Raw genomic sequence first — 24,117 nt, forward strand, 5'->3', positions numbered from 1 at the left:
CAACTATAGCAAAGAGTGTGGTCGTCGGCTCGGAAGACAGATCTGCTTAATTGAACTGCGCGGCGCGGATCAGCAGATCTTCCAATCCCGGCTCCTTCGGGTTGCGAGGTTTTCCCGGATGAATGATGGAGACCTGGCAGCCTTCGGCCGCTTCGACCAATTGGCGGAACGTACCGGCGCTCGGGTCGGCGATGTGGGCCTGCTTCTCTGCGTTATAGGCAAACATCTTGTTGTTGACCTGCGTACACTCATTACACGTGGTGCATCGGGATGTCTCGATGTATGGGTCGTCGCCGTGACTTTCTTCAACTATAGCGACAGCAACTTCGGCAACCATCACTGGTTGCGCGGGAGCCGCAGTTGGCTCTATCACAGGCTGTACTGTTAATGCAGGCGCGGCACCGAGTGCCCTGATCTGCTCGGCATGTCGCTCCTCGGCGCGCGCCTCGGCGAGGCGTTCCGCGAGTGCAGCGTGTGAGTTGTTAATCCCACCCAACTCTTGCAGACTGCGCCATAAGTTCTGGGATCGACGCGTCTCTTCGAATGCACGGCGATTGACAATGGCCCGCATCATACGGGATCCACTGTCAATGAGCGTGATGAACGGTACTGAGTTTGGAAGACTCTGGGGTTTTAGTCGAAGCGATTCGGGAATCGCGATCATCGCATCATTCCAATCGCCCTCAGGCACGATCGCGAAATGCTCTCGGAAGCGGTCATCCATCGCGATAAAGTCAGCGAGTGTAAATGCGACTTGCTCCGTGCATGATTGATGCGTTGCGCTCTCGTATTCGAACGCATGCACTGGCCAGCCATCCTCGGGGCTGGGATTATCATCAATGACAAGCCGGGTCGCCCAGTCCGCGCCAGCGGCGGGATCGAAGACGATCGTCGGAAACGCTCGCGACTCCACTGCGGCTGCAGCAACAAGGTACGCGGGCACGTCTCCATTATGACCGGTCGAGCCTGAGAACACACTGAAGAATGCTGGGCCGCTGTACGACATGCCGCGCAGTAATGCGTCCCGCAAACGGAACAACTGCGATGCACTCGATTGCAGCACGAATACATCGGTCAAACTGATCGCGGTGTCAAGCATTTGGCGGGAGCGCGATGCCAGGGCAAGATGTCGCTCCGGTACGGCGAGTGTTGCTCGTCCGATCGCCGATGGCTCAAGTAAGTCGTCCGTTTGAACGACGACTCGAATCGGAAGTCCCGTTGATAACGCTTCTACAATCTGCAACGACTCTTCGGCGCTGAGCTCCGAGCTGTTCTTGCATACCAGATAGTCCGGCAACGTTGCGAGAAGACTGGCGTCGAGCCCACCGATTCCAAAATCCTCGAAGATCGAGTCGTGCGATGGAGCGCCGGTAGAATCAGTGTCGATCGCCTTTCCTGATTCGCGGTATTCGCCATTGACTTCCAACTCCGCGATTGCGAGAGCCTTCAGCAGATCGACGGCTTCGCGACGGCGCTCTTTGTAGGCCTGCAAAGCATCAGCACAGTTGTAGAACACGAAGCTATGGACCTTGGCGTCCTGGGCGACCTGGCTGCGTGGCGCCTCGTAAAATCGCTGCCCTTCGAGTACGTCAATGACACCCTGGATCCGTTTGCGGCGAGACTCGGAAAGTGCGATACCCGGTTTCGCCTCGATCAGGAGGCGCGACATCAGATCGAAATCAAACGTCGTTGCGAACGATGTTCCGTCTTGCGCTGCGATCCCAGCCTTGAGGCGCTCGGGCGAGCGGCCTCGGTCGGAACTTGCGAGTTCGGCATCCAGAATGCCGTGAAGCTTCAGCAGGAGTCGATCGGCCTTTGCGCGAAACGCTTTGGTCTTGCTCGCCTGGACTACGCTCCACACATGGCGCGCCGCACGGGAAGGCAATGCGAACTCCACATCCACAAGTTCACCTCGTGCTTTGAACAGGTCCCATAATCGTTTGGCGGAGTCCGCAACGGTTAGGTCTTCGAGGGCCAGCCGGGTTGCCGCCGCGTTCCAAAGCGCCTTGAAATCGGTCGTTGTGCCATTCGTGCGCCCGCCGAGGTGGGACAATTCTTTGCGCACTTCGCGTTCGATTTGGTAGCCCTGCTGTGCGACGCGGTCGCGATCTTTATCATCTAGTGCCTCGACGGCATCGTCCACGAGTCCACTGAGCGAGAGAATGGCGCGATCTGGCGATCCATCCGTGTTGAGCACGATCGGGAAATCGTAGCGGAGTGCGCTGAGGTCCGCATAACGCGCAAACAACGCCGGTCGATAGCCTTGCTCCAGCGGCTTGAGTCCTGAGCCATTATGCTGGCCTGTGAGGTAGAACGCGATCTGATCTTGAGCTTTCACTTCCATGTCATACTCCAATGCGGCCTTATGCAGTTGCCCGAGCGTGCCCTTCGGGCCAAATTGTGAACTTGTCGAACTCTGCCTCGAGTCCATTCTTAACCAGACTGGTCGTTCGCAACCGTGTGTCGGCACGGACCTCCTCGTAGAGTGGCACGTTCTCGTTCCGATATAGGATGCCTACCGGGATCGGATCGCTGCCCGAAGCGATCTCTCTCGCACGGTTCAGGTCGGATGGATCATGCTCTTCCATCTTGGTGTACCGCTTGGCCAGTTCGGAATCGATCTCAAGACCGTTCTCGTGATGCAGAAGCAACACGCGCTGCGGATCATGCAGATACTCGTCCATGTGCGTCGGCAGCCATTCGGGGCACCGCTGAATGATCCTCACAAACGAAAAACCCTTGTGATGATAGGCGGCCGACAGCGTCTGATACAACAGCTTCGGAATCCAATCCACCACCTGCGCGACGAACGAGACATTGGATACGCCAAGTGTCACAGTCAGCGGGTTTAGCGCTTCAAGATAGCTTCCGCGTGGCGTCGTGTTTGTCTTCAGTCCGATCGGAGAAGTCGGGGATGCCTGCTTTTTCGTGAGACCGTAGATGTTGTTGTCGTGCAACATGGCGGTCATGTTCATGTTATAGCGGATCGCATGAATCCAATGCGCGGCGCCGATCGAGCAGCAGTCACCATCGCCCATGTTCACGAACACTTTGAGATCCGGCCGTGCGAGCCGAACGCCTTCAGCAATTGGCAATGCCCGGCCGTGAAGGCTGTGAAACCCGTAGGTATTCATGTAATGCGGTAGTCTGCTCGAGCAGCCGATCCCGGACACGAATACCGTCTTTTCGGGTGCCAGCTTCTCGTCGCGACACAGACGCTGGACGGCAGTAAGAATCGCGTTATCTCCGCAACCGGTACACCAGCGCGGCACGCCCTTCTGGTAGTCCTCGAGTTCATAGTGCTCCTCGTAGAGTTGGAGCAGACAGTCATTTACATTAATAGGCGCAGCCATTGGCGCAACCATGCTTGCGCCGTTGGCGCCATTCAATACGTTCAGTTCATTCATGCAATTGCCTCCAGGATTACGCGGCGCACGGTGTTGGGCTTGAGTGGCGTGCCACGGCACTCGCTCCAGCAATCAACATCGACCAGGTATCGCGAGCGCAGCAGCATTGCGAGCGCCGAATACCGGCGGTTGGACTCATCGATCATTTCGTCCACGGGTGAGTCCGACCAGTTGTTCTCGATCGTAATGACCTTCTTGAATCCAGCCAGGATCTCCTTAATGCCGGGTGGCATGGGCTGGATAAAGGTCAGATGCGTCGAGGATACTTTCTTACCTTCCTGTCTTAATCCTTCCACAGCTTCCTCGATCGCGCCTTTGGTGCTGCCCCATCCGATGACGAGCAGATCGCCGGTGCGGTCACCGAATACGGTCGGTGGCTTCAGAGTCTTTTGGAGTGTCGCGAGCTTCAAGCTTCGCGCTCGCATCGCTCGCTGGTTGATCTCGGCATCGTAAGCGACGTGGCTGTTCTCGTCATGTGCGAGTCCGGTCAGGGTATGCATGCCACCGGGCTGACCCGGAATAAACCGGCGCGCAAGGCCCGTCTTCGGATCCCAATCGTATGGCTTTGCGCCAGCAGGGATCGCGCTCTGGTCGATGGGCGGCGCCAACCACGCTTCATCGAACATGGGCCGTTTGAACGGCTGTTGTGAACTCGCAAGGTTCGCATCCGAAAGGATGACGACCACCATGTTGAACGTCTCGGCAATCTTTCGGGCGGTGATGACCGAGTAGAAGCATTCCTCGATTGTTCCCGGGGCGATCACCACTTTCGGTGCATCCCCGTGGCTGCCGAAGATCGCCGTCATCAGGTCGCCCTGTTCGGTCTTCGTTGGTTGTCCAGTGCTGGGTCCGCCACGTTGAACGTTAATCACCACGAGTGGAATCTCACCCATCACGGCAAGTCCGATCGCCTCTTGTTTCAGGGAATATCCGGGGCCGGATGTGACGGTGACCGTACACTTGCCGGCATAGGACGCTCCGATTGCGAACGCGCATGCCGCGATCTCATCTTCGGCCTGATGCACGACTCCTCCGACTTCCTGAAATGCATCGCTCAAGTAGTGCGATGTTGAGGTCGCGGGTGTGATCGGATACATCGCACAAATTTCCATTCCGGATGCGAGCACGCCGAGAGCGAGTGCGGTATTGCCGTTGACGACAATTTGTGGCTCCGTCGATTTGGTGGCAGGCACCTCGTATTTGAAATCCAGATTCGCGTCAGCCCAGGCATAACCGGCATCGAGCAGTGCAATGTTGCTCTCAATGACTTTCGCCGACTTCTTGCCGAACGTAAGCACAACCTGATCGCGCGCAGTCTGAAGATCGAGACTGTACAATCCGCACAAGATGCCAAGGACAAACATGTTCTTGCCCTTGCGCGGGTCAGAGACAATCTTGCGGCATTCCTTATCCATCGGGATCTCGACGACCTTGAAGCCTGCGGCCAGCAGCTGGTCGACGGCATCAGCGTATGTCGTGGCGATGCGACGATCATCGCGCCACATCGATTCCAACAAGATCGTACAGCCCGGCTTCAGCTCGTTCGCGCGAACGCGGCCCAGAAGGACCTGCTCATTAAATGCGATTACGAGATCCGTCTCGTTGCCACCATTCGATATGTGCTTGGATCCGATGCGGATCCTGTTTCCACTCGCGCCGGCGACGCTACGAGCAGGAGGCCGGATTTCGGCTGGAATAATCTCGGTCGTCCAGACGCCTAAGCCCATTTGGGCCACGATCGCGCCAAAGGACTGGCCACACTTCTGAGCGCCTTCGCCGGAATCGCTGATGATCTCGACAATATGTTCGCTAAGCCGTGTGACTTTGCGTGCCAGAACGCCACCGGCAGCCTGCACGCCTGCGTTTTTACGCGCGGCCTTGCCATTCTTCACGGTACCTACTTCACCTGCTGCTATCATGCACCGACCCTCACTCTCGTAAAATTATGCTCGCGAACATCGATCCCGAATAAAGATGGAGCGCAACCGTCGCCAGTTGCCAGTCTCTGAAGCGGACCGATATCGCGAATGCCTAAGAACGCTTTCATACCACGGGCTGCCTTGCGGCCTGCTCCCATCGCTTCGATGACCGTCGCCGCGCCGGTAACGATATCGCCGCCAGCAAAAACGCCGGCGAGCGATGTCATAAGCTTGCTGTCTGTCTCGATGTAGCCGCGCTTGTTCAGCTTCAGCTTCGACGTTTGACCGATGATCGGATTGGCGTTCGTTCCGATCGCATAGACCACTTCATCGGTCTCGATCTCGAATTCGCTTCCGGGTATCGGGACTGGCCGGCGGCGTCCAGAAGCATCTGGTTCGCCAAGCTCCATCCGAATGCAGCGAATAGCTCGCACCGATCCTTCGGCATCGCCCAAAATTTCAATCGGATTCGAGAGCCAGTGAAATTCGATGCCCTCCTGTTCGGCATGATGAACTTCCTCGGCGCGTGCAGGGCACTCCGCCTTCGAACGGCGATAGACGCAAGCGACGGTCTCGGCTCCCAGGCGCTTGCTCACGCGCAGTGCGTCCATCGCGGTATTGCCTGCGCCGACAACGACGACATGCTTGCCGAGTGGCAGGGGCGTATCGACATGCGGGAAATCCCGTGCACGCATCAGGTTGCAGCGCGTCAAAAGCTCGTTCGCGGAGAGCACACCGTTCAGCGAGTCTCCCGGAACTCCGAGCATCGTTGGGTACCCTGCACCTGTTCCGATGAACACGGCATGGAATCCCAACTCCTCGATCATCTGCTCAATGGTAAAGAGCCGACCGACGAGGGTATTGCACTCGAACTTGACGCCGAGCGATTTCAGCTTTTCGATCTCTGCGTCAACGACTAAATTTGGAAGCCGGAAATCAGGAATACCGTACCGAAGAACTCCGCCCGCTTCGTGGAATGCTTCGAAGACCGTTACATCGCATCCAGCTTTCGCCATGTCGGCGGCACAGGCCATCCCGGAGGGTCCGGAGCCGACGATTCCAATCTTAAATGGAGCACCATCGGTGTTCTTGCTGGGCTGAATGTATGGCTTGTTCACCCAACCGTTCGTAATTGCCAGGTCGCCGATGAATCGCTCCAACCGGCCAATCGCGACCGATTCCAACGTCTCGCCAACCGTGCAGACGCCTTCGCACTGGTTCTCTTGCGGGCACACTCTTCCGCAAACCGCAGGCAGCAGGTTGGTTGCAGTAATGACATCGTAGGCTCCGCGGAAATCCCGCTCGCCGAGCTTTTGGATAAAATTTGGAATGTTGATGGATACGGGACAGCCCTCGATGCACTTCGGGTCTGGGCAAAAGAGGCACCGCTCGGACTCGCGGATGGCTTCGGTTTCTCCATAGCCGCAATTAACCTCTTCAAAGTTGTGGGCGCGGATAAAAGGATCAAGTTCTCGTACCGGTGTCCGTTCCTGGTGGATCGTTCGGACTGTGCGTTTCTTTGCCATCGACCTGTCGTGCGCTGATTAGTACTGATTACGCTGAATTGTTCGGGCGGGAGTTTCGGCTTCTTCCTTAGGAGACCGCAGCCGCTAATCCTGCGGCAGCAATACTATCGTCGTTCATCCGGCAGGAATCGGACCATCGCTGCGTTGCGACGCGCTCTTCTTCCTTGTAGCGTCGAAGCCGCAGCATCAAATCATCGAAATCCACTTGATGGCCGTCGAAGTCTGGCCCATCGACGCAAGCGAACTTGACGCTCTCGCCAACCTTCACGCGGCATCCACCGCACATTCCGGTACCATCCACCATGATTGGATTCAGGCTCACCATTGTCTTGATGCCGGCTTCCTTGGTCGCTTGTGCGCTTGCCTTCATCATGACGGGCGGACCAATGGCCACGACTTCCTGGATGTCGGAGTGTGCTGCAATGGCCTGTTTGATGCCGTCCGTGACAAAGCCCTTAATGCCTGCACTGCCGTCGTCGGTACAGATAATCAGTTCGTCGCAGATCGCACGAAACTTGTCTTCCCAAAAAATCAGGTCCTTATTCCGATAACCCAGCACCCCGATGACATACGCGCCGCTCTCTTTGAGGGCGCGGGCCTGCGGATACACCGGAGCGACACCCAGCCCGCCACCGACGCAGATCACCTTCTTGGCTGTGCTGGCGTGGCTTGGAATGCCCATCGGCCCGGCCATGCCATAAAGGGCGGTTCCAGCCTGACAGGTCTGTCGCATTTCCATGGTCGTCTTGCCGACGGCTTGGATAACGAGGGTGATTGTGCCTTTATCGCGATTGAAATCGGCTATGGTGAGCGGGATACGCTCACCGGTGGCATGGGACATCACTATCACGAACTGGCCGGGTTGGGCAGCTCGGGCCATCTGGGGATGATGCACCTCGAGCATATACGTGACATCCGAATAATCCTCACGCGTAAGGATTTCAAATGGTTGATAGGCAGGACGAACAGGGGATAACTTATTTATCACCCCAATCTACTGCATAAAAATCATACCGTAGCAGTTTCATCATACAATACGTTGACGGATGCTCAGAGACTAGTAAAGATTTCTTATCATTTGGTCTATTTCGTAAGGATTCTTTATTTAGGACTAATTAGGTGCGACTTCGAGATTCCAATCAATATGGATAATGACTCATCCCCGATCTCAGAAACGTAAAGAGGCCATTCGCATCCGCGAATGGCCTCCAGTTACACTAATGATTTGCAGCTTTGCCTACGCCATTACCAGATCCTTCATGTCAATCGCTTTCGGAATGATCGCATCAAACTTCTGCATGTCCCACGCAAAAGTTGGGCAGCGTTCGGCACAGAGACCACAATGAACACAAATGTCTTCGTCCTTGACCATTAGACGGCCGGTTTGCTTCAGGGCCTCGCTGACGAAAAGCGCCTGATCGAGATTCGTTGCTGGTGCGGAAAGATGTTTTCGGAGCTCGTTCTCATCCGGGGCATCGCGCGTGATCGTCAGGCACTGCACCGGACAAATGTCGATGCAGGCATCACATTCGATACACTTCGGCGCGAAGAAGACCGTCTCCATGTCGCAGTTCAGGCAGCGCTGGACTTCGTGTGCTGTCTGCTCGGCATTAAAACCAAGCTCTACTTCCGTTGTGAGATTTTTGAAGCGTTCGACAAGATCGACGTGCGTCATCTTCTGACGCATCGCAGGATCGTAGTTGTTGTGATACGACCACTCGCTGAGGCCCATCTTCACGCTCACGAGGTTCTTGCCACGCGCCGGACGCTCGGTCACCGGGACCTCGTTGCAATGATTGTGTATCGAGATCGCAGCTTGATGGCCGTGCTCGACAGCCCAGATAATATTCTTTGGTCCCCAGGCCGCATCGCCGCCAAAGAACACGCCAGGTCGCGTGGACATGTGTGTCTTCTCATCAACCTTTGGCATGTCCCACTTGCCGAATTCGATACCGAGATCCCGCTCGATCCAAGGGAAGGCGTTGTCCTGACCGATTGCAAGGATTACATCATCACAGGGAATGATGACCGAGTCAATGATGCGCGATTCGGTCGCGCCCTCGTTCCACTCGACGCGCTCGAACTCCATGCCGACGAGTTTGCCGTTCTCGATCACAAACCGCTTGGGCGAGTGATTGACAACGATCTCGATGCCTTCTTCCTCGGCATCTTCGAGCTCCCACGGTGAGGCCTTGAAATACTTGCGCGGACGGCGCGCCATCACTTTGATATCCTTGCCGCCGAGCCGGCGCGAGGAGCGGCAGCAGTCCATCGCGGTATTGCCGACACCAATGATGAGCACGCGCTCGCCAATCGACTTGATGTGCTCGAACGCAATCGAAAACAGCCAGTCGATGCCAATGTGGATGTTCGCGGCAGCCTCTTTGCGTCCGGGAAGTTCGAGATCTTTACCGCGTGGTGCGCCGGAGCCAACGAAAATCGCGTCGAATTTTTCGAATTCGTAGGGGCTAATGGCGTTAGCCCGTTTTGAATTTGATTTATTATTCGAAGACGGGTTGATGCCATTAAGCCCTACGGCCGATTGGTCGCCGTTAAGCAGTCCCTTGAGACTCCTAACTGGCGAATTATATCTGACATCCACGCCCATATCGACAATCATCGCGATCTCTTCATCGAGCACGTGTGCGGGCAGACGGAAGGAGGGGATATTCGAGCGCATGAGTCCACCCGGTTTATCCATCGCTTCGAAGATCGTGACTTCGTAGCCCAGCGGCATGAGATCGTTCGCGACCGTGAGCGATGCCGGTCCCGCGCCGATACAGGCGATGCGCTTGCCGTTCTTCGCGGTCGGAATTTTGGGGAGGCGATCCGAAATGTCATCCCGATGATCGGCGGCGACGCGCTTCAAGCGGCAAATCGCGACGGGCTTGCCGTCAACGCGCTCGCGGCGGCAGGCCGGCTCGCAGGGACGGTCACACGTGCGTCCGAGAATTCCGGGAAACACGTTCGACTCGCGGTTGACCATGTAGGCATCCGAAAACCGCCCCTGCGCGATCATGCGGATATACTCCGGCACGTTCGTGTGCGCCGGGCACGCCCATTGGCAATCGACTACTTTATGAAAATAATCCGGATTCTGTGTGTCTGTGGGCTTCACGTGAGTTCAAACGTCTGATTTTTGACGACGGGTTCGCTAACAGAGTGGACGGGGCTGGCGTTCGGGGTAGTGGGTGTAGCTCGACCTTCGGGCCGAGGCTCATGTGTAACAAAATCGCCCGCCCGAGGTTGTTACGAGTATCATTCATCACTCCCAAGCATCATGAAATACTTCGTTACACTTTTTCTTCTGCTGTTCGCCGTCTCGGCGCGGACGCAGATCACGCTGGAGCATAGCTATCAAAATACGACTGACAATGGATTTTGCTTGGTCGAAGTGGATTCTGGAGTTTGGAAGTATGTAAGTTTCAACAGAAAGGATTCAATATCGATCTTCAATCTCGATCATTCCCTTGATCGCGTCATTCTTGTCCCATCAGATCTCTGGATTCGAATCCAAATGATTGCGAAGCATCTTTTTGCACTTGATAGCTCTTATCAAGTCCTCTTGTCAAGCTATCCGACACAAGGATTGCGAGCTTTCAAGGAGGATGGCACGGTTCTGTTCTCTTGCGATACGTGCTATTTGGGCGCCGTTCAAGCTTCCCAAGAAATTGAGGGAGCCGTCTTGGGCATCAGATCCACCCCAGGTGGAACGAAGATGATTGTAGGTAGAGGTTTCGCAGACTCAATTGTAGAAGTCTATTCCCTCCCGGGCAAACTCCCGCCCTGCCCACAAAAAGCGGGAATCATCAATGCCTCCTCATCACTGCCCGATGCCGTGCTTCCCACTTCCGCCTATCCCAATCCCGCGAGCGGCCGCGTGCGCATCGCGTACGATCTGCCGAAAGGCGTCGCGAGCGGCGAAATGATACTCACGAGCGAGGATGGCCGCGAGGTGAAGCGGTATCACGTGACGAATGTCTTCAGCGATCTCTTGATCGAAGCCACCGATCTCCCGAGCGGCTCCTATTTCTATAAGCTCGTAACGGACAAAGGCGAAAGCCCGTCCAAGCGGATCGTCTGGATGAAGTAATAGATTGCTTTCCGGTCCGAACGTCGTAAGTTTGCACCCATGCAAGCCAACTACGTTCGGACATTCCTCGGCGTCCTGATCTGGAGCCTGTCATTTGCCTTTATATGTATCAGCCAATCGGTTCGAGCGCAGGACACCTTTTCTATCGTCGCTGTCGATACGGTGACTGGTGAGGTTGGCAGTGCTGGTGCGAGTTGCATCCAGAGCAGCATCATTATCAGCGATGTTCATCCCGGCATTGGCGCTATCCACACGCAGGCCTACTGGAATAGCGATAATCAGAGTTTTGGATACGATCTCATGGAGGCACATCACACGCCTTCAGAGATTATCGATTCGCTTCGGGCCAACGATGCCGAAGGCACGCCCGCCTTCCGGCAATACGGGGTGGTGACATTGGCCGGTCCGGTCCACAGCGCTGGATTCACTGGTGATAGCTGCATGGACTACAAAAACCACATCGTGGGTCCCTACTATTGCATCCAAGGCAATATCCTAAAGGACAGCACCGTGCTCGAGCAAATCGAGTCGAATTTCCTCGCAGCCACCGGCCCGCTGGCCGATCGGCTTATGGCCGGACTCCAGGGCGCGAAGATACCCGGCGCCGATACCCGATGCATCGCCGATGGAACGTCGTCAAAATCCTCCTTTCTCCGAGTTGCCAAGAAGACCGACGGGCTGACTTCATTCTCACTAGACCTCAACGTTCCGGCTGTACCAACCGGCGTCGAACCGATCGACTCGCTGCAACATCTCTACAATCAATGGAAAGCAAGTTCCGGCGTGACTAATACGCCGGTACAAACTGGATCTGTGAGGGTTACAGCATCCGCAGATGAGACGCATATCGCGTTTACGATCCACGGCATCACGAATGTGAGTTCTATTTCGCTCACGCTCATCAACTGCGTCGGGACTGCTATGAAACGGATCGTCCTGAATCCCGCGGATGGTGGCGATGGTATCTTCCGCGTCACAGCGGACCGGAGCGGTCTCGCCTCCGGCGTCTATTTCTACCGGCTCTATGGCCAGCCGCGCGGCAGTGTGCCGCAATCGGTTATGCTGGGAGCGGGCAAGGTTATCGTGGAGTGATGATCCCTCCGCCTGCTATCGCGCGAGGACGATCGGCACGCGAGCCACAACGCCATTCGTCGTGATAACGCACTCATATATACCCGGCGCAAACTCGTGCGCATCCCACGAGAAGCTATGTTCGCCAGCGCCTAACTCACCGGAGAATATCCGTTTTACTTCCGTGCCGAGGAGGTTCACGATGGTCACGTCCGCTATTCCACTCTCCGGTGTTGAAACGCTGATGGTGGTGGATTGGGTGAATGGGTTTGGATACCCGATGATCGAGTGTTCCGCACGTGGCAAGACATTGACGGCATTCGCGGGGATCATCTCTGCAAGAGGGCGGCGCCAAACACCGCCGACATCAACATTCCCAGCAAAGAGATCGGTACTGCCGACAGCGAGCGACTCGATCGAGTCATTGACCATTCCGCTTTCGATGGAAGTCCAGCTTGTCCCGCTATCGGTCGAGAGCATAAGCTTGCCAGCCTTTGTAAAGAGATTTGTGCCACTGACGGCAAAGGTATTGATGTACGGATACGGAATGGGCAAACCTGAACTTGCCGGCGTCCAACTAGTGCCGCTGTCGGTCGAACGAAAGATGCCGCCCTGGGATGTTCCCGCAAAAAGGTTGCTGCCCGTTAATGCGAACACGAGCACCATCGAGTCCGTCAATCCGCTACCGACTTTCGTCCAATGTGTGCCGATGTCACTCGAGCGGAACACGCCATGCTGCGTTCCTGCAACGAGATTGGGCCCCACAATGACAAGTGCGTAGACTTGAATACTCAGTGGGCTGGCATTGGATTCAGTCCAAGTGTGGCCAGTGTCAGTCGAGCGGTATACCCCGCTATCCTGCGTGCCGACGAAGATTGCTGGGCCACTCGCAACGAATGCTATTATCGGCGATTTTGGCAAACCGGTAACCGAAGGCTCCCAACTCTCGCCGCTGTCAGTCGAGCGAAACAAGCCGTCGCCGTAGGTACCTGCAAAAAGGGTTGCACCGCTGATCCCAAGGACGTTGGCAATCGAGAAGGTCGCGCCGTCGCGCGATGCTGTCCAGCTCATGCCGTTATCGGTCGAGCGAAACACGCCTGCATCGTATGTACCGGCATAGAGATCCGGCCCGCTCACGAGAAGCGAAAGCACTCCAATAATGGGCAAGCCCGTACTGGAGGCTTGCCAGCGAGTGCCGCCATTTGACAAGCGATAACAACCGGCTCCCTCCGTTCCGGCATAGACGTTCGTTCCATTTGCGATGAGCACATGGATGAATAGACTCGTCAATCCGGTATTTACTGCGCTCCAGCTTGAACCGTTGTTGGTCGAAAGGAATATGCCAGCAGCAGTGCCCGCATAGATACTCGAACCACTTACGGCAAGTGCAAAAATATTGCTGTGTGTCAGACTTGAATTAACATCAATCCAGCTTGCGCCATTATTCGTAGAGCGAAAGACCCCATCAGCAGTCCCAGCAATCACATCTGTACCATTCGCGGCAAGGCTTCCAACATGCGTCTGATTTAACCCGGTATTAGCGTCCGCCCATGTGCCTCCGGCATCGTACGAAGCATAGACACCTCCTCCATCGGTCCCCGCAAAGACGTTTGTTCCGCTGACGACTAAGGCCAGAACAGAGTATGGGATGACCTGAGTCCAAGAGGTCCCGTTATCGGTCGAACGAAACCCTCCATTACTACCACCAGCGAAGAGATGTGTGCCGCTTGCTGCAAGCGCTCTCACTTCATATCCCTGGGAGAAAGGACTATTGATTGCGTTCCATGTCGCACCGCTGTTGGTTGAACGGAAAATGCCACCAGAGGCTAATCCTTCGAACAGGTTCGTATCGTTGCCAGCAAGGGAAATCGCGAACGGAGTGAGCCCATTGTCGGTGGGCGTCCAACTTTCCGCGTTGTCGGTTGAGAGAAATACGCCGCGTTCTGTCCCCGCGAAGAGATTCAAGCCACTCGCGAGGATGCTGAACACGCGACCGCCGGATGGGCCATTGGTTTGCACCCACTGCGCGTTCGCACACGGCGCAACAGAGAGTATGAGTGTGAGAACCACACCGATTAGCGAGAGACGTCGCCTCATGGTCGTTGACAAAAAAGAATGTTCAGGGGCTGACACAGCAATGTATGTTTGCATAAAGAACCAATCAACATCGGAAAATATGCCAGTTGAGTATATCCCGAGAGACTCCCACACGATCACCCCATGACTCATCATCAAGGACGCGAAGTGGCTCGTCACATAGTGGATAAAGAAACAGGCAACATCTTAGATATCCGAGCGGTTATTATCTGCAAACTTAGTACATGATTCTTTTGACGTTCCCATGTCCTATTCGCCCATGATATTCCCGCATCGTATCCCCTCTATTGTTCGCTTACACTCTCGCGCGCTGATTCCGGCACTCCTCGTTGTTAGTCTTGTATGGCTATCGAGTTGCTCCAGCAGCACGACCACCGATCCGGGAAGTGATAATAGCGCCGGTGCCGCCGGGCGCGGAATATTCACCGGGACCGTGACGGATAGCGCCACGCATATCGCGGTGCTCGGGGCAATCGTGACACTATCGCCATCCGGCAAAAGCAAGCAGACCGATGCTTCGGGCGCGGTCGAGTTCGACAGCGTTGCGATGGGCATAACGACCGTCACAATCGCAAAGCCGGGTTACATCACGCTCACGCGTCCGGTCACTATCCTCAATGCGAAGACTGTCCATGCAAATTTCGCACTGCTGGCAGGAAGTGCGGGTAACAGTGCGATCGTCGGCTGGCGCAACGTCCCGAGCGGGACCCAAAAGAACTTGCAAGCGGTCTGCTATGCCGGCAGTCCGGCGCTGATGTTTGCCGTTGGATTCGAAGGGACATTTCTGCGAAGCTCGGACGGTGGCAATACGTGGAGTACGCTGCCTAAACCATCAAACGTCGATCTGTATTGCGTCCACTTTTACGATGCATTGAATGGAGTTGTCGCTGGCGATAGTGGAGTGCTTCTCATGACAAAGGATGGCGGACTCACCTGGAAGCGTGCATATTCGTATTTGGGCAATGTTCGCTCGATCTCCTGTCCCGACTCCACGACAATCGAACTGGCCGGCTTCTATCCCGGTAGCCACACCGAAGGCATTCTGGAGCGGAGCACAGATCGGGGGATTACGTGGACAGATCAGGGGCTTCAATTTGGCGTCGATACGCTGTATGCCGTCGCATTCTCCGACAAGAATATCGGCTTGACCGTCGGCAAGCATGCGTATACGCTTACGACACAAAGTGGCGGAGAAGGCTGGAATGGCGACCGGCCCACGTACCGCGATATCAATCTCTGGTCGGCCTGGGCGCCGGATAATAGCCATGTGTTCATAGTGGGTGATAGCGGCTTTATCTCGATGCGCAATCAGGATCAAGCATATCAAACACAAATGAGTGGCGTCACGAACAGCTTGTTCTCCACCTCGTTTGCCGATGCCGGACATGGCGTTGCAGTAGGCGAGCAAGGCACCATCCTCGTCACTGCCGATACCGGCCAGACATGGAAAAATCAATCTACAGGAGCCATCGCCTACCATGGCTCGGCATTCTCGGATGCGGTACACGCGGTCATCGTTGGTGATGGCGGGATTATCCTGCTCTCCATCGTGCAATAGGCAAGACTCATGACTATTCGCTCGTTCGAGGTGATTCTCTACGTTGCCGATCAAGCACACAGCCGCGATTTTTATGCTGCCATCTTAGGACTTACCCCGGCGCTCGATGTTCCCGGCATGACGGAATTCCAAATCGGTGACGCCACGCTGGGACTCATGCCCTCGCGTGGCATTAAGCGATTACTCGGTGACTCAATCAAAAATCCAGAACTCACCCGCGATATTCCGAGATGCGAGCTATATCTGACTGTGGATGATCCGAATCTGTATGCATCGCTCGCCATCGAATCCGGCGCGCGACTGCTGAGTCCCCTGGCGCGGCGTGATTGGGGGCATGATGTTGTTTATCTTGCCGACCCGGATGAGCACATTATTGCGTTTGCCAGAGCACTCCCATAATAATTCTCCTATGAATGTTATCGAACGCCTCTCTTCTTCGCGTGGCGAGCGGGATAACGCCGCAGACATCGCGCTTGCCGAGGACATCACTCTTACGCGAGACGTGAAGGCAGTGCGCGAGCTTGTCGAGCATTTAGCCGACAAGAACAAACGTCTTGCGTCTGACTGTATTAAAACGCTCTATGAAATAGGTGAGCGCGAGCCGAAACTGATCGCGGAGTACACAGATGAATTTGCCACACTTCTAACGAGCAAGCATCAGCGCCTTGTCTGGGGCGGAATGTGCGCGCTCGATTGCTGTGCGAGTGTGAAGCCGGAAGAAGTACACGCGCATCTCGCGGCAATTCTGAAAGCTGCCGATGGCGAGTCCGTCATTGCACGCGATCATGCAATCACGATTCTCGCAACGCTCTCGGCCGGTAAACATGCGCGAGAGTGCGTACCACTGATGCTCGATATCATTCGGACGGCCCCCATCAATCAATGGCCGACGTATGTGGAAAAAGCCGAGCCAGTTGCCAAGGGCGAGGATCGCGATACTCTCAAGAAGATTGTCGCACACCGGCTGCCTGAAATCCGAGAGCATAAGTCGAAAACGATAAGGATGGAGAAAGTCCTTCATCGCCTTCCATAGCTAATTTTCCAATTTAGTTTACTTCCTCAGCCTGGCAACGTAGTCCAGGGCTTCCTTTGCAATGCTCGGCCACAGATTCGCACTTGTGAGCGGGACGACGACCCACTCCTTCATTGGACGTCCAGCCATCGGCTCGAAGAGCTTCGCTCCTTTTGTGGCAAGTGCGCGACTGTGCGCTTCGCCAGTGAGCTTGAAGACCATTGCTTCACCTGTGAGTCCGGCGAATGCTTTGCCCTTGATCTTCAGCGTCGGCATGCCGAACATTTGGCTTGGCACTGCACCTTCCTCCGCAAGTTGCGAGGCAATCTCATTATAGTGGGCTTCTGTGTTTGTCATATCAAGAAGTTTCAAAGAAGTCCTTGTGAATCGACCTCATTCTGGGAAGAGATAGCCTTCATAGTCGGAATTGCTTCGTCGGCCTTCTGCCGCGCCGCAATGACACTACTTAGTAATAATTCTGAAAAATCAATCCGCGCAATCCCCATCACCGGCGTAATCCCGGTTCTTCATCGTACCTTTGTAACGGAATTGCGCTTATAATTATTAATTCTCATCGTCATGGCATCGTTATTCTTCGCACTCATTCTCATCGGGATTGGAATATTACTTCTTTACCTTCGGAAGTCCCGTGTCGGTTCCGTCTCGGCTGGTGGTCAGTTGAATCAGGCAAATGTGGGCAGAATCGCTGGTATGGCCGCGCCAATCTTCTTCGTGATTGCTCTCCTGGTTATCGCAATTGGCTCGTTTGTGACTATCGATCCGGGTGAAGTCGGGGTTCAGGTGTTTTTCGGCGATGTGCAGCAGGATGTGCTCGAAAGTGGCTTTCATGTCATTAATCCGCTCATCAATGTGGTCCAAATGGACCAGCGAACCCAGGCGTACACCATGTCCGCAAAGACAAATGAAGGGCAGATCAAAGGTGACGATGCCATTCAGGTACTGAGTCAGGACGGACTTACGCTGACGCTCGAAGTGACCGTGCAGTATCATCTCTCGCCGGAGAGTGCACCGAAAGTTTACAACTCGATTGGTCTCGATTATGTGGAAAAGGTCGTGCGCCCCGAGATTCGCTCGGCATTGCGCGATGCGGCGGTGAATTATCTCGCAACCGATCTCTATGCCAGCCGGCGCGACGAATATACCGGGCTCGTCAAAAGCAAGTTACTCGCGGCTTTCAAGAACAGGGGTATCGTGCTCGAGGGTGTGCTCCTCCGCGACATTTTGCTACCTGAGAAAGTCCGTACCGCGATCGACGAGAAGATTGCGGCCGAGCAAGAGTCGCAGAAGATGCAGTACGTCCTGCAGCGCGAGCGCCAGGAAGCGGATCGGAAACGAGTCGAGGCCGGCGGCATTTCGGACGCGCAGAAGATCATCGCCGGTTCGCTCACGAACCAATATCTACAATACAATTACATTTCAACGCTCAAAGAACTCGTCAACTCGAAGAACTCGACCTTTGTCATCACGCCATTCGACTCCAAGCTCACACCGATGCTGAATGTGAATCCGAACAAGTAAAGCGGCTCACAGGATTGGCGCCTTCGCGTCAAGTTGCTGATTCAGCGCGTAACGGAGGCGATCTTGAATCATTCTAAGCTCGCCAATGTCGATTGGCCCTATTTTGCGGACAGTGGGCTGTGGCTGATTAGAATAGAGGAATTCCCATGCTTTTGCGCGAGTATCCTCGCTCAAAATAGTGATCCAAAACTTGTAGTCCTTTCTCGCCAATGCCACCCTTGCAGTTTCATCACCTACGTTGAAGCCGACCTCCGACCCAACAACGAGGAGTTCATAGTTCTCCGGATTCGGGAGTGTTAAGTAGTAGTCGGGTTTGTTTTTTTTAGCTTCAGATTCTTGGAGTTCAATGGATCGAAACGTAAGCTTATTGTCTAATCTGAAAATCGAGAGAGACGAAGACTCATCAGGAAGGATGTTTCGAGTAGCCTGGTACTTGCCATCAATTGTCATTGACCATGGAAGGGCATCCTCCACCACAGTGACAATAGATCCTTTCCTAATAAATGTCTTGAAACCCTCAGGCTCGATCACGTCATTGTGTCCGTGCTCGATTGTGATGACAGCTCTGGCTAGATGTATGGGATAATCCTCACCATTGACTTCTACGCGAACAGTGAATCCATCGCCTTCTCTCCGTGGTTCACCGATGTTGAGTGCTTTAGTTAACCGGCGAACAAGCCTCTTGCGCTTCATTCGCTCCGAGCGAATGCCGAGCCAATATGAAAGCAATGCGATGAGCACTCCACCGATTCCTGGAATGAAATCTCTTGCTTTTATTCCTCCGTCAGTAATACACATGATCATGCCAACATCTTAGACTTCTGAGCCAGGAATTCCTCTTCGGTCAATATTCCCTTATCCTTCAACACAGCAAGCTTCGAAAGCTGCTCGACTATGTCGAGCTTTGGCACACCTCCTACCACTTCCGGCTCCGGCGGAATGATGTTCGTTTGAAACTTCTCAGAAAGCGTTTTGGCGAAGAACTTCTCAACGGCCGACTTATCCTTCTCGTGAACATGAAAGAGAATCACGTAATCCTCACCATTATCATCGAATGAAAAAGTAAGTATGTGATCGGCGACAATGCTGGAGCCACTAGGTTGCAGCCCGCTCATTCCTCCAACCATTGCACCGATAGGTCCTAGCAACAAGCCTCCGAGAAGGGCTCGCCCAACAACTGACTTCTCTTTCTGCTGCTCAATATGTTGACGCGACTCGAGCGAGATAGATTTTATTGAGTCAAATGGTATAGCGATCTTTTCCCTTTTGAAAATAGAACCAACCATCAGTTCAAAGCCGCGCTCGTGTTTATTGAACGTGGTGGATCGTGAGAGATCATCCACTTTTTCCTTGATAAGCGGATCGAATTGTTCGACACCGGAAAGATAGTACACCTTCCCGATCAAATTGCCGAATGGCGAGACATTCCCAATAGCCTTCGTTGTTTCAGAATTCAAGAATTTCATTGGAGGAATTATATAGTTGTCCGCAAAACTACGAAAATAATCGCGTCCGGCCTAAGAGCGAATGAACTCTTCGACTTTACTCAATATTCTTCTTCCACTCCGCAATCTTGTTGATCGCCTGGATCGGCATGAGTGTAGTTAGATCGAGCGCTCGGAGTTCGGCGGCGTAGCGTCTCACCGGTTCGGCGGGAGCCATTCACGGCAACCGGCCCAGCCAATAGCCGGGCCTTCGTTTCTCGTGCATGATGGCCACGACGGTAATTCGGTCTTCCTTGACACGATAGAGAACTTGAAATGGGAAGATTCTTGCTTGCACAGCCCGGACTTCGCCTCTCAATCGCTTCCATCGTTCCGGCTATTCCTTGATGAGCGCGATGCGGCTTTGAATCTCGGTGATGAAACGCGCGGCAAGTTGCGGACTGATCTCCGCGTAGAAATCCACGGCGTGTTCATATTCTTCAACGGCCGCTGGGTGATAAGACAGCGTCACGGAAGGCGAGCGCGAATGCGTCGTTCAACCTCATCCTCACTGATCGGTTGCACGCGGCCTTCATCAATCTCGCGGAGCCTCTCTTCAGCAACATCGAGCCATGAGGCTTGAATCTCGTTCGTAGCTGTCACATCCATGCTGTCAAGGAGGCGAGTTGCAAGAATGCCCCGCTCTTGCAGCGAGAGCGAGAGAGCGTCCTGTGTTACGGATTCTAAATGTTTATCCATAAACTCATCAAAGTCTATTGTACTCCAAATTCCTCAAGGTACAAATCGGTCGCCTCGCGGAGATTCTTGACCGCCTCATCGAACGTTCGTCCCTGGCTCACGGTGCCAAGTTTGGGACAATCGGCAACAAAACCAGTCATCCTCCTGGTGGACGACCGCTGTGACAACTATGGTTCTACTCATGATAAAAAAACTCCCGCCACATAGGTACAGTTCGCGGTGGCTATTCTAGCTTCTTCTTCCACTCCGCAATCTTATTAATCGCCTCGATGGGCGTGAGTGTGTTGAGATCGAGTGCGCGGAGGTCGGCAGCGACGGCATCCACATGCTCATCGCCGAAAGCTTGCTTGAGGCGCGCTTCCTGCTCGGCTCGGGTGGAGTGCTCGACGAACGGGATCTCGCGCTGAATATTCGCTTCGGCGATGACGAGTTCGGTCGCTTCCAAAGATCGGAGGATTTCGCGCGCGCGGTCGATTACTTCCGGCGGGATACCGGCCATTGCCGCGACTTCGATGCCATACGAGTGATCCGCATGTCCCGGCGCAATCTTGTGCAGAAAATGGACTTTGCCTTCGGCCTCGCGGACCTCCACCTTCAAGTTGTGGATGTGCGCATGGCGCTCCGCCAGCGCATTGAGTTCGTGATAATGAGTGGCGAAGAGTGTTCGCGCGCCGGGAAGATTGTCGTGAATGTACTCGCTCACGGCCCAAGCGATCGAAAGGCCATCGAATGTTGATGTGCCGCGACCAAGTTCGTCGAAAAGCAAAAGTGAGTCTGCCGTCGCATTGTTAAGCATGTTTGCGGCTTCATTCATCTCGACCAAGAATGTCGATTCACCACTTGCCACGTTATCGCTTGCGCCGACGCGCGTGAAGATGCGGTCCATCCTGGGGAAGTTCGCGCGCTCGGCTGGCACGAACGACCCGACATGAGCAAGATAGGCCAACACCCCACACTGCCGGAGATAGACCGATTTGCCCGACATATTCGGACCAGTGATGACATAGAACTCGAACTCGCCGGGCTTGAATAACACGCTATTCGCCGTGAACCGCTCGCCGACTGGCAGCAACTTCTCGACAACGGGATGCCTGCCCATCTCGATTGCGAATTCGCCAATCGTATTGAACTCTGGGCGCGTCCATCGGTGCTTTGTTGCGAGCACAGAGAATGTGGCGAGCACATCGATGACCGCAAGTAATTCAGCGTTGTGCGTGAGCGGCGAAATATCTTGAATGATCCGAGCGCGGAGCACCTCGATCATTTCGCGCTCGATCACCATCATCCGTTCTTCGGCGCCAAGTATCTTCGCTTCGTATTCCTTCAGCTCGGGCGTGATGTAGCGCTCGGCATTCGTCATGGTTTGACGCCGCTCGTAATCCGCCGGTACTTTAGCTTGATTCGCCTTCGAGACTTCGATGTAATAGCCGAAGACATTATTGTAATCGACCTTCAGCGTAGCAATGCCGGTGCGTTCGCGTTCGCGCGCCTGGATCGCAAGCAGACGTTCGCGACTGTTTCGCGTGAGCGCGCGAAGCTCATCGAGATCTGGGTTCGCACCATCGCGGATGACGCCCAAGTGCGCGACGGTGGCCGGCGGCTCGGTTGAAACGAAGCGATCCAGTTCTTCCGCCAACTCTGGCAACGCACGAAGCTCCTTCGCAATAGTACCAAGAATGCTCTTGTCTGTGTCGGTTACCTCTGCTTGGTCGCGAATGAGCCCAGCCAGAGCCTTCTGAATTTCGGGCAGATGCCAGAGCGAGAATTTAAGAGCCAGAAAATCCCGCGGTTGAAGAATGCGTGCTCCGGCAAAGCGGCCAACAAGGCGCTCGATATCACCCAGCTCGCGCAGTTCCTGGCACAACTTATCGCGCGCCTCACGATTGGCATTCATCGTTTCGACCGCCGCGAGCCGCTGAGTGATGCGCTCGTGACTGCGGAGCGGCCGAGCCAGCCAGCGCCGAAGCATTCGCGCGCCCATGGGTGATGACGTTTCATCCAAAGCGCCAAGCAGCGAAGCATTTGGATTGCCGCCCTGCAGAGACGAAAATAGTTCGAGATTCCGGCGGGTGCTCGCGTCCAGCGCAAGATAATCCTTTGGCTCGTATCGCGAGACACGCGTCACGTGCGAGAGGCTCGACTGGCTTCGGGTCTCGCGGAGATAATCGAGCACAGCGCCGGCGGCGGTGATGCCGACCGTGAGATCGTCGATGCCGAAGCCTTTGAGTGAAGCTGTCTGAAAATGCTGCAAGAGTAACTCGCGTGCGGTTTCAAAGTGGAAGATCCAATCTTCACGACGCGTGATTGCTGGTTTGTTCGAGAGTGCGACGAAATAGGGAGCTAGCTCAGTCTTGCTGATATCTTTGCGAGCGACGAGCAGCTCTCGCATCCCGATTGTTTCGAGATGCTCGGCCAATTGTGCTTCTGGTATTTCGCCGGCAACGAACTCGCCGGTCGAGACATCGGCATAGGCAATTCCGGCTACACCAGACTGCAATACGATCGCGCCCGCATAGGTATTCCGTTCAATCTCCAAAATCTTTTCGCTCGTTGCAACGCCGGGCGTAACCACTTCCACCACGCCGCGCTGGACGATTCCTTTGGCCAGCTTAGGATCTTCGAGCTGCTCGCATACGGCGACGCGGTAGCCGGCGCGAATCATCTTTGGCAGATAAGTATCGAGCTGGTGATGGGGGAAACCAGCCAATTCGATTTCACTGGCCGAACCATTGCCGCGCTTCGTCAGCACGATGCCGGTGACTTTCGCCGTCGTGATCGCATCCGGGCCAAACGTCTCGAAAAAATCGCCCATCCGGAAAAAGAGGACCGTCTCCGGATACTTCGCCTTGATAGAGTTATACTGCTTCATCAGCGGCGTGAGCTTGTCGGCTTTCGCGGGCGTCAGTACTTCTTCGTTGGTAGTTAGCATCTTGCTTGTTTCTTCTTCTTCCCAATACGACCCATGTTTTCGATCTTCAGAATGTAATCGAACGCCGAAGGCACCGTGCAGGAAGTGGCACCCATCTCCACCGTAATCGGTCCAACCGCCTTCGCAATTTCTTTCGCCTTCGAGGTCAAAGCGGATACATAGCTCCCTGCGGCAATGACATAGCAATTCATCGCATAGCGGACACGATTGGGAGCACTATGCACTTCCTGTTTCACGCGGTCGAGGAGGTGACCAAGCTTCGTCTGGTCCAGTTCTGCGTCAGGCCGCAATGCCACCCAGTTCGAAAGGGAGGACCACCCGGCGGCTGCCATATTCGCCTTATCGGATTCAATCCATTCGAGCGCCAACTCCCAACCGTGCGGACTCTCGGAAGCAACCCATGGGACCGTATACTCGCTGATCCCGGCATAGGACTCTTTGGCCCAGCGGTTCAGATCCGCCCGGGAAATTCGCGTTTCATCCGCGATCAACCCGGCCAGATACATGGCGTCGTAGTTGCCGGTAGCGTAGAGTTCAAGCGATATCTCATGATTCTTTTTTATGCGCTTTACAATCTTCTTCATGTCGCCGACTTTCACACCAAAGAACGGTTCACGCGCGCCGTGTTTGGCCAAAACCTTCTTATTCTGCTCACTTCCCATGGAAGAAAGCTCCATCATGATCGCGTTTGGGGTCGGGGTGCTCATCATAATAATGGCTAAGATACGAAGGCCAAACGCCGCCCGCAAATAACTTGTGCGAATCTCCCACCGAATTTATCCG

General features: G+C 54.7%; 20 protein-coding genes and 1 pseudogene. 6 read left to right on the plus strand and 15 right to left on the minus strand.

Annotated elements, in window-relative coordinates; genetic code table 11:
* Positions 1–46: 46 nt before the first annotated feature.
* The 6 genes from Q8902_00490 to Q8902_00515 all read right to left on the minus strand — a co-directional run bounded on the left by Q8902_00490 (position 47) and on the right by Q8902_00515 (position 9,970).
* Complete coding sequence (locus Q8902_00490) at positions 47–2,431, minus strand: ferredoxin (GenBank protein MDP4198031.1); 2,385 nt, start codon at positions 2,429–2,431, stop codon at positions 47–49.
* Positions 2,364–3,407, minus strand: coding sequence for a thiamine pyrophosphate-dependent enzyme (locus Q8902_00495; protein ID MDP4198032.1), 1,044 nt, complete (start codon positions 3,405–3,407; stop codon positions 2,364–2,366). The genes Q8902_00490 and Q8902_00495 overlap by 68 nt, the downstream gene beginning before the upstream one ends.
* Positions 3,404–5,326, minus strand: a complete 1,923-nt coding sequence (locus Q8902_00500; GenBank protein MDP4198033.1) for a 2-oxoacid:acceptor oxidoreductase subunit alpha — start codon at positions 5,324–5,326, stop codon at positions 3,404–3,406. The genes Q8902_00495 and Q8902_00500 overlap by 4 nt, the downstream gene beginning before the upstream one ends.
* Positions 5,323–6,852 carry an NADPH-dependent glutamate synthase gene (gene gltA, locus Q8902_00505; protein MDP4198034.1) on the minus strand — a complete coding sequence of 510 codons (1,530 nt, stop codon included), beginning with the start codon at positions 6,850–6,852 and terminating at the stop codon, positions 5,323–5,325. The genes Q8902_00500 and gltA overlap by 4 nt, the downstream gene beginning before the upstream one ends.
* 67 nt (positions 6,853–6,919) lie before the next feature.
* On the minus strand, positions 6,920–7,840 hold the full coding sequence (locus tag Q8902_00510; protein ID MDP4198035.1) for a sulfide/dihydroorotate dehydrogenase-like FAD/NAD-binding protein: 921 nt from the start codon (positions 7,838–7,840) through the stop codon (positions 6,920–6,922).
* A 249-nt stretch (positions 7,841–8,089) separates the two neighbouring features.
* Positions 8,090–9,970 carry an FAD-dependent oxidoreductase gene (locus tag Q8902_00515; GenBank protein ID MDP4198036.1) on the minus strand — a complete coding sequence of 627 codons (1,881 nt, stop codon included), beginning with the start codon at positions 9,968–9,970 and terminating at the stop codon, positions 8,090–8,092.
* A gap of 162 nt (positions 9,971–10,132) precedes the next feature.
* Here Q8902_00515 and Q8902_00520 point away from each other — a divergent pair, with 162 nt between their 5' ends.
* Both Q8902_00520 and Q8902_00525 read left to right on the plus strand, forming a co-directional pair.
* Positions 10,133–10,945: a T9SS type A sorting domain-containing protein gene (locus Q8902_00520; GenBank protein MDP4198037.1), complete on the plus strand. Its 813-nt coding sequence runs from the start codon at positions 10,133–10,135 to the stop codon at positions 10,943–10,945.
* Between the two features lie 39 nt (positions 10,946–10,984).
* On the plus strand, positions 10,985–12,037 hold the full coding sequence (locus tag Q8902_00525; GenBank protein MDP4198038.1) for a DUF1028 domain-containing protein: 1,053 nt from the start codon (positions 10,985–10,987) through the stop codon (positions 12,035–12,037).
* Positions 12,038–12,052: 15 nt separating this feature from the next.
* On the opposite strand, the gene Q8902_00530 is transcribed toward Q8902_00525, so the two are convergent.
* Complete coding sequence (locus Q8902_00530) at positions 12,053–14,113, minus strand: T9SS type A sorting domain-containing protein (protein ID MDP4198039.1); 2,061 nt, start codon at positions 14,111–14,113, stop codon at positions 12,053–12,055.
* Between the two features lie 244 nt (positions 14,114–14,357).
* Here Q8902_00530 and Q8902_00535 point away from each other — a divergent pair, with 244 nt between their 5' ends.
* From Q8902_00535 to Q8902_00545, 3 genes are read left to right on the plus strand one after another with little or no spacing between them, the layout of a single operon-like run.
* Entirely contained in the window at positions 14,358–15,671 is a 1,314-nt protein-coding gene (locus Q8902_00535) for a YCF48-related protein (GenBank protein MDP4198040.1), read from the plus strand.
* Positions 15,672–15,680: 9 nt separating this feature from the next.
* A complete protein-coding gene (locus tag Q8902_00540; protein ID MDP4198041.1) occupies positions 15,681–16,070 on the plus strand; it encodes a VOC family protein in 390 nt (129 codons plus the stop codon).
* 10 nt (positions 16,071–16,080) lie between these two features.
* The gene (locus Q8902_00545; GenBank protein ID MDP4198042.1) at positions 16,081–16,704 is read left to right on the plus strand and encodes a hypothetical protein; all 624 of its coding nucleotides are present in this window, start codon (positions 16,081–16,083) and stop codon (positions 16,702–16,704) included.
* Between the two features lie 18 nt (positions 16,705–16,722).
* On the opposite strand, the gene Q8902_00550 is transcribed toward Q8902_00545, so the two are convergent.
* Positions 16,723–17,040 (minus strand): hypothetical protein, encoded by a 318-nt coding sequence (locus tag Q8902_00550; protein MDP4198043.1) that lies wholly within the window; start codon positions 17,038–17,040, stop codon positions 16,723–16,725.
* A gap of 222 nt (positions 17,041–17,262) precedes the next feature.
* Between Q8902_00550 and Q8902_00555 the strand changes: the two genes are divergently transcribed.
* Positions 17,263–18,222 (plus strand): prohibitin family protein, encoded by a 960-nt coding sequence (locus tag Q8902_00555; GenBank protein ID MDP4198044.1) that lies wholly within the window; start codon positions 17,263–17,265, stop codon positions 18,220–18,222.
* Between the two features lie 6 nt (positions 18,223–18,228).
* Here the strand turns inward: Q8902_00555 and Q8902_00560 are convergent, their stop codons facing one another.
* The 7 genes and pseudogenes from Q8902_00560 to Q8902_00590 all read right to left on the minus strand — a co-directional run bounded on the left by Q8902_00560 (position 18,229) and on the right by Q8902_00590 (position 24,044).
* Positions 18,229–18,915 carry a hypothetical protein gene (locus Q8902_00560; GenBank protein ID MDP4198045.1) on the minus strand — a complete coding sequence of 229 codons (687 nt, stop codon included), beginning with the start codon at positions 18,913–18,915 and terminating at the stop codon, positions 18,229–18,231.
* Positions 18,916–19,022: 107 nt separating this feature from the next.
* A complete protein-coding gene (locus tag Q8902_00565; protein MDP4198046.1) occupies positions 19,023–19,688 on the minus strand; it encodes an SHOCT domain-containing protein in 666 nt (221 codons plus the stop codon).
* A gap of 355 nt (positions 19,689–20,043) precedes the next feature.
* Entirely contained in the window at positions 20,044–20,178 is a 135-nt protein-coding gene (locus tag Q8902_00570) for a hypothetical protein (protein ID MDP4198047.1), read from the minus strand.
* Positions 20,175–20,405: an addiction module protein gene (locus Q8902_00575; protein ID MDP4198048.1), complete on the minus strand. Its 231-nt coding sequence runs from the start codon at positions 20,403–20,405 to the stop codon at positions 20,175–20,177. The genes Q8902_00570 and Q8902_00575 overlap by 4 nt, the downstream gene beginning before the upstream one ends.
* A 14-nt stretch (positions 20,406–20,419) precedes the next feature.
* Positions 20,420–20,588, minus strand: a pseudogene (locus Q8902_00580) (type II toxin-antitoxin system HicB family antitoxin).
* 40 nt (positions 20,589–20,628) lie between these two features.
* Complete coding sequence (mutS, locus tag Q8902_00585) at positions 20,629–23,334, minus strand: DNA mismatch repair protein MutS (GenBank protein MDP4198049.1); 2,706 nt, start codon at positions 23,332–23,334, stop codon at positions 20,629–20,631.
* Positions 23,328–24,044 carry a DNA alkylation repair protein gene (locus Q8902_00590; GenBank protein ID MDP4198050.1) on the minus strand — a complete coding sequence of 239 codons (717 nt, stop codon included), beginning with the start codon at positions 24,042–24,044 and terminating at the stop codon, positions 23,328–23,330. The genes mutS and Q8902_00590 overlap by 7 nt, the downstream gene beginning before the upstream one ends.
* Between the last annotated feature and the right edge of the window lie 73 nt (positions 24,045–24,117).

Source organism: Bacteroidota bacterium, from assembly GCA_030706745.1.
In the GTDB taxonomy this organism is placed as follows: domain Bacteria; phylum Bacteroidota; class Ignavibacteria; order Palsa-1295; family Palsa-1295; genus PALSA-1295.

Coding starts and splice junctions, on each gene's coding strand:
- Q8902_00490 (MDP4198031.1), bottom strand. CDS start 2,431: ATGGACTCGAGGCAGAGTTCGACAAGTTCACAATTTGGCCCGAAGGGC.
- Q8902_00495 (MDP4198032.1), bottom strand. CDS start 3,407: ATGAATGAACTGAACGTATTGAATGGCGCCAACGGCGCAAGCATGGTT.
- Q8902_00500 (MDP4198033.1), bottom strand. CDS start 5,326: ATGATAGCAGCAGGTGAAGTAGGTACCGTGAAGAATGGCAAGGCCGCG.
- gltA (MDP4198034.1), bottom strand. CDS start 6,852: ATGGCAAAGAAACGCACAGTCCGAACGATCCACCAGGAACGGACACCG.
- Q8902_00520 (MDP4198037.1), top strand. CDS start 10,133: ATGAAATACTTCGTTACACTTTTTCTTCTGCTGTTCGCCGTCTCGGCG.
- Q8902_00525 (MDP4198038.1), top strand. CDS start 10,985: ATGCAAGCCAACTACGTTCGGACATTCCTCGGCGTCCTGATCTGGAGC.
- Q8902_00530 (MDP4198039.1), bottom strand. CDS start 14,113: ATGAGGCGACGTCTCTCGCTAATCGGTGTGGTTCTCACACTCATACTC.
- Q8902_00535 (MDP4198040.1), top strand. CDS start 14,358: ATGTCCTATTCGCCCATGATATTCCCGCATCGTATCCCCTCTATTGTT.
- Q8902_00540 (MDP4198041.1), top strand. CDS start 15,681: ATGACTATTCGCTCGTTCGAGGTGATTCTCTACGTTGCCGATCAAGCA.
- Q8902_00545 (MDP4198042.1), top strand. CDS start 16,081: ATGAATGTTATCGAACGCCTCTCTTCTTCGCGTGGCGAGCGGGATAAC.
- Q8902_00550 (MDP4198043.1), bottom strand. CDS start 17,040: ATGACAAACACAGAAGCCCACTATAATGAGATTGCCTCGCAACTTGCG.
- Q8902_00555 (MDP4198044.1), top strand. CDS start 17,263: ATGGCATCGTTATTCTTCGCACTCATTCTCATCGGGATTGGAATATTA.
- Q8902_00560 (MDP4198045.1), bottom strand. CDS start 18,915: ATGAAGCGCAAGAGGCTTGTTCGCCGGTTAACTAAAGCACTCAACATC.
- Q8902_00565 (MDP4198046.1), bottom strand. CDS start 19,688: ATGAAATTCTTGAATTCTGAAACAACGAAGGCTATTGGGAATGTCTCG.
- Q8902_00575 (MDP4198048.1), bottom strand. CDS start 20,405: ATGGATAAACATTTAGAATCCGTAACACAGGACGCTCTCTCGCTCTCG.
- mutS (MDP4198049.1), bottom strand. CDS start 23,334: ATGCTAACTACCAACGAAGAAGTACTGACGCCCGCGAAAGCCGACAAG.
- Q8902_00590 (MDP4198050.1), bottom strand. CDS start 24,044: ATGATGAGCACCCCGACCCCAAACGCGATCATGATGGAGCTTTCTTCC.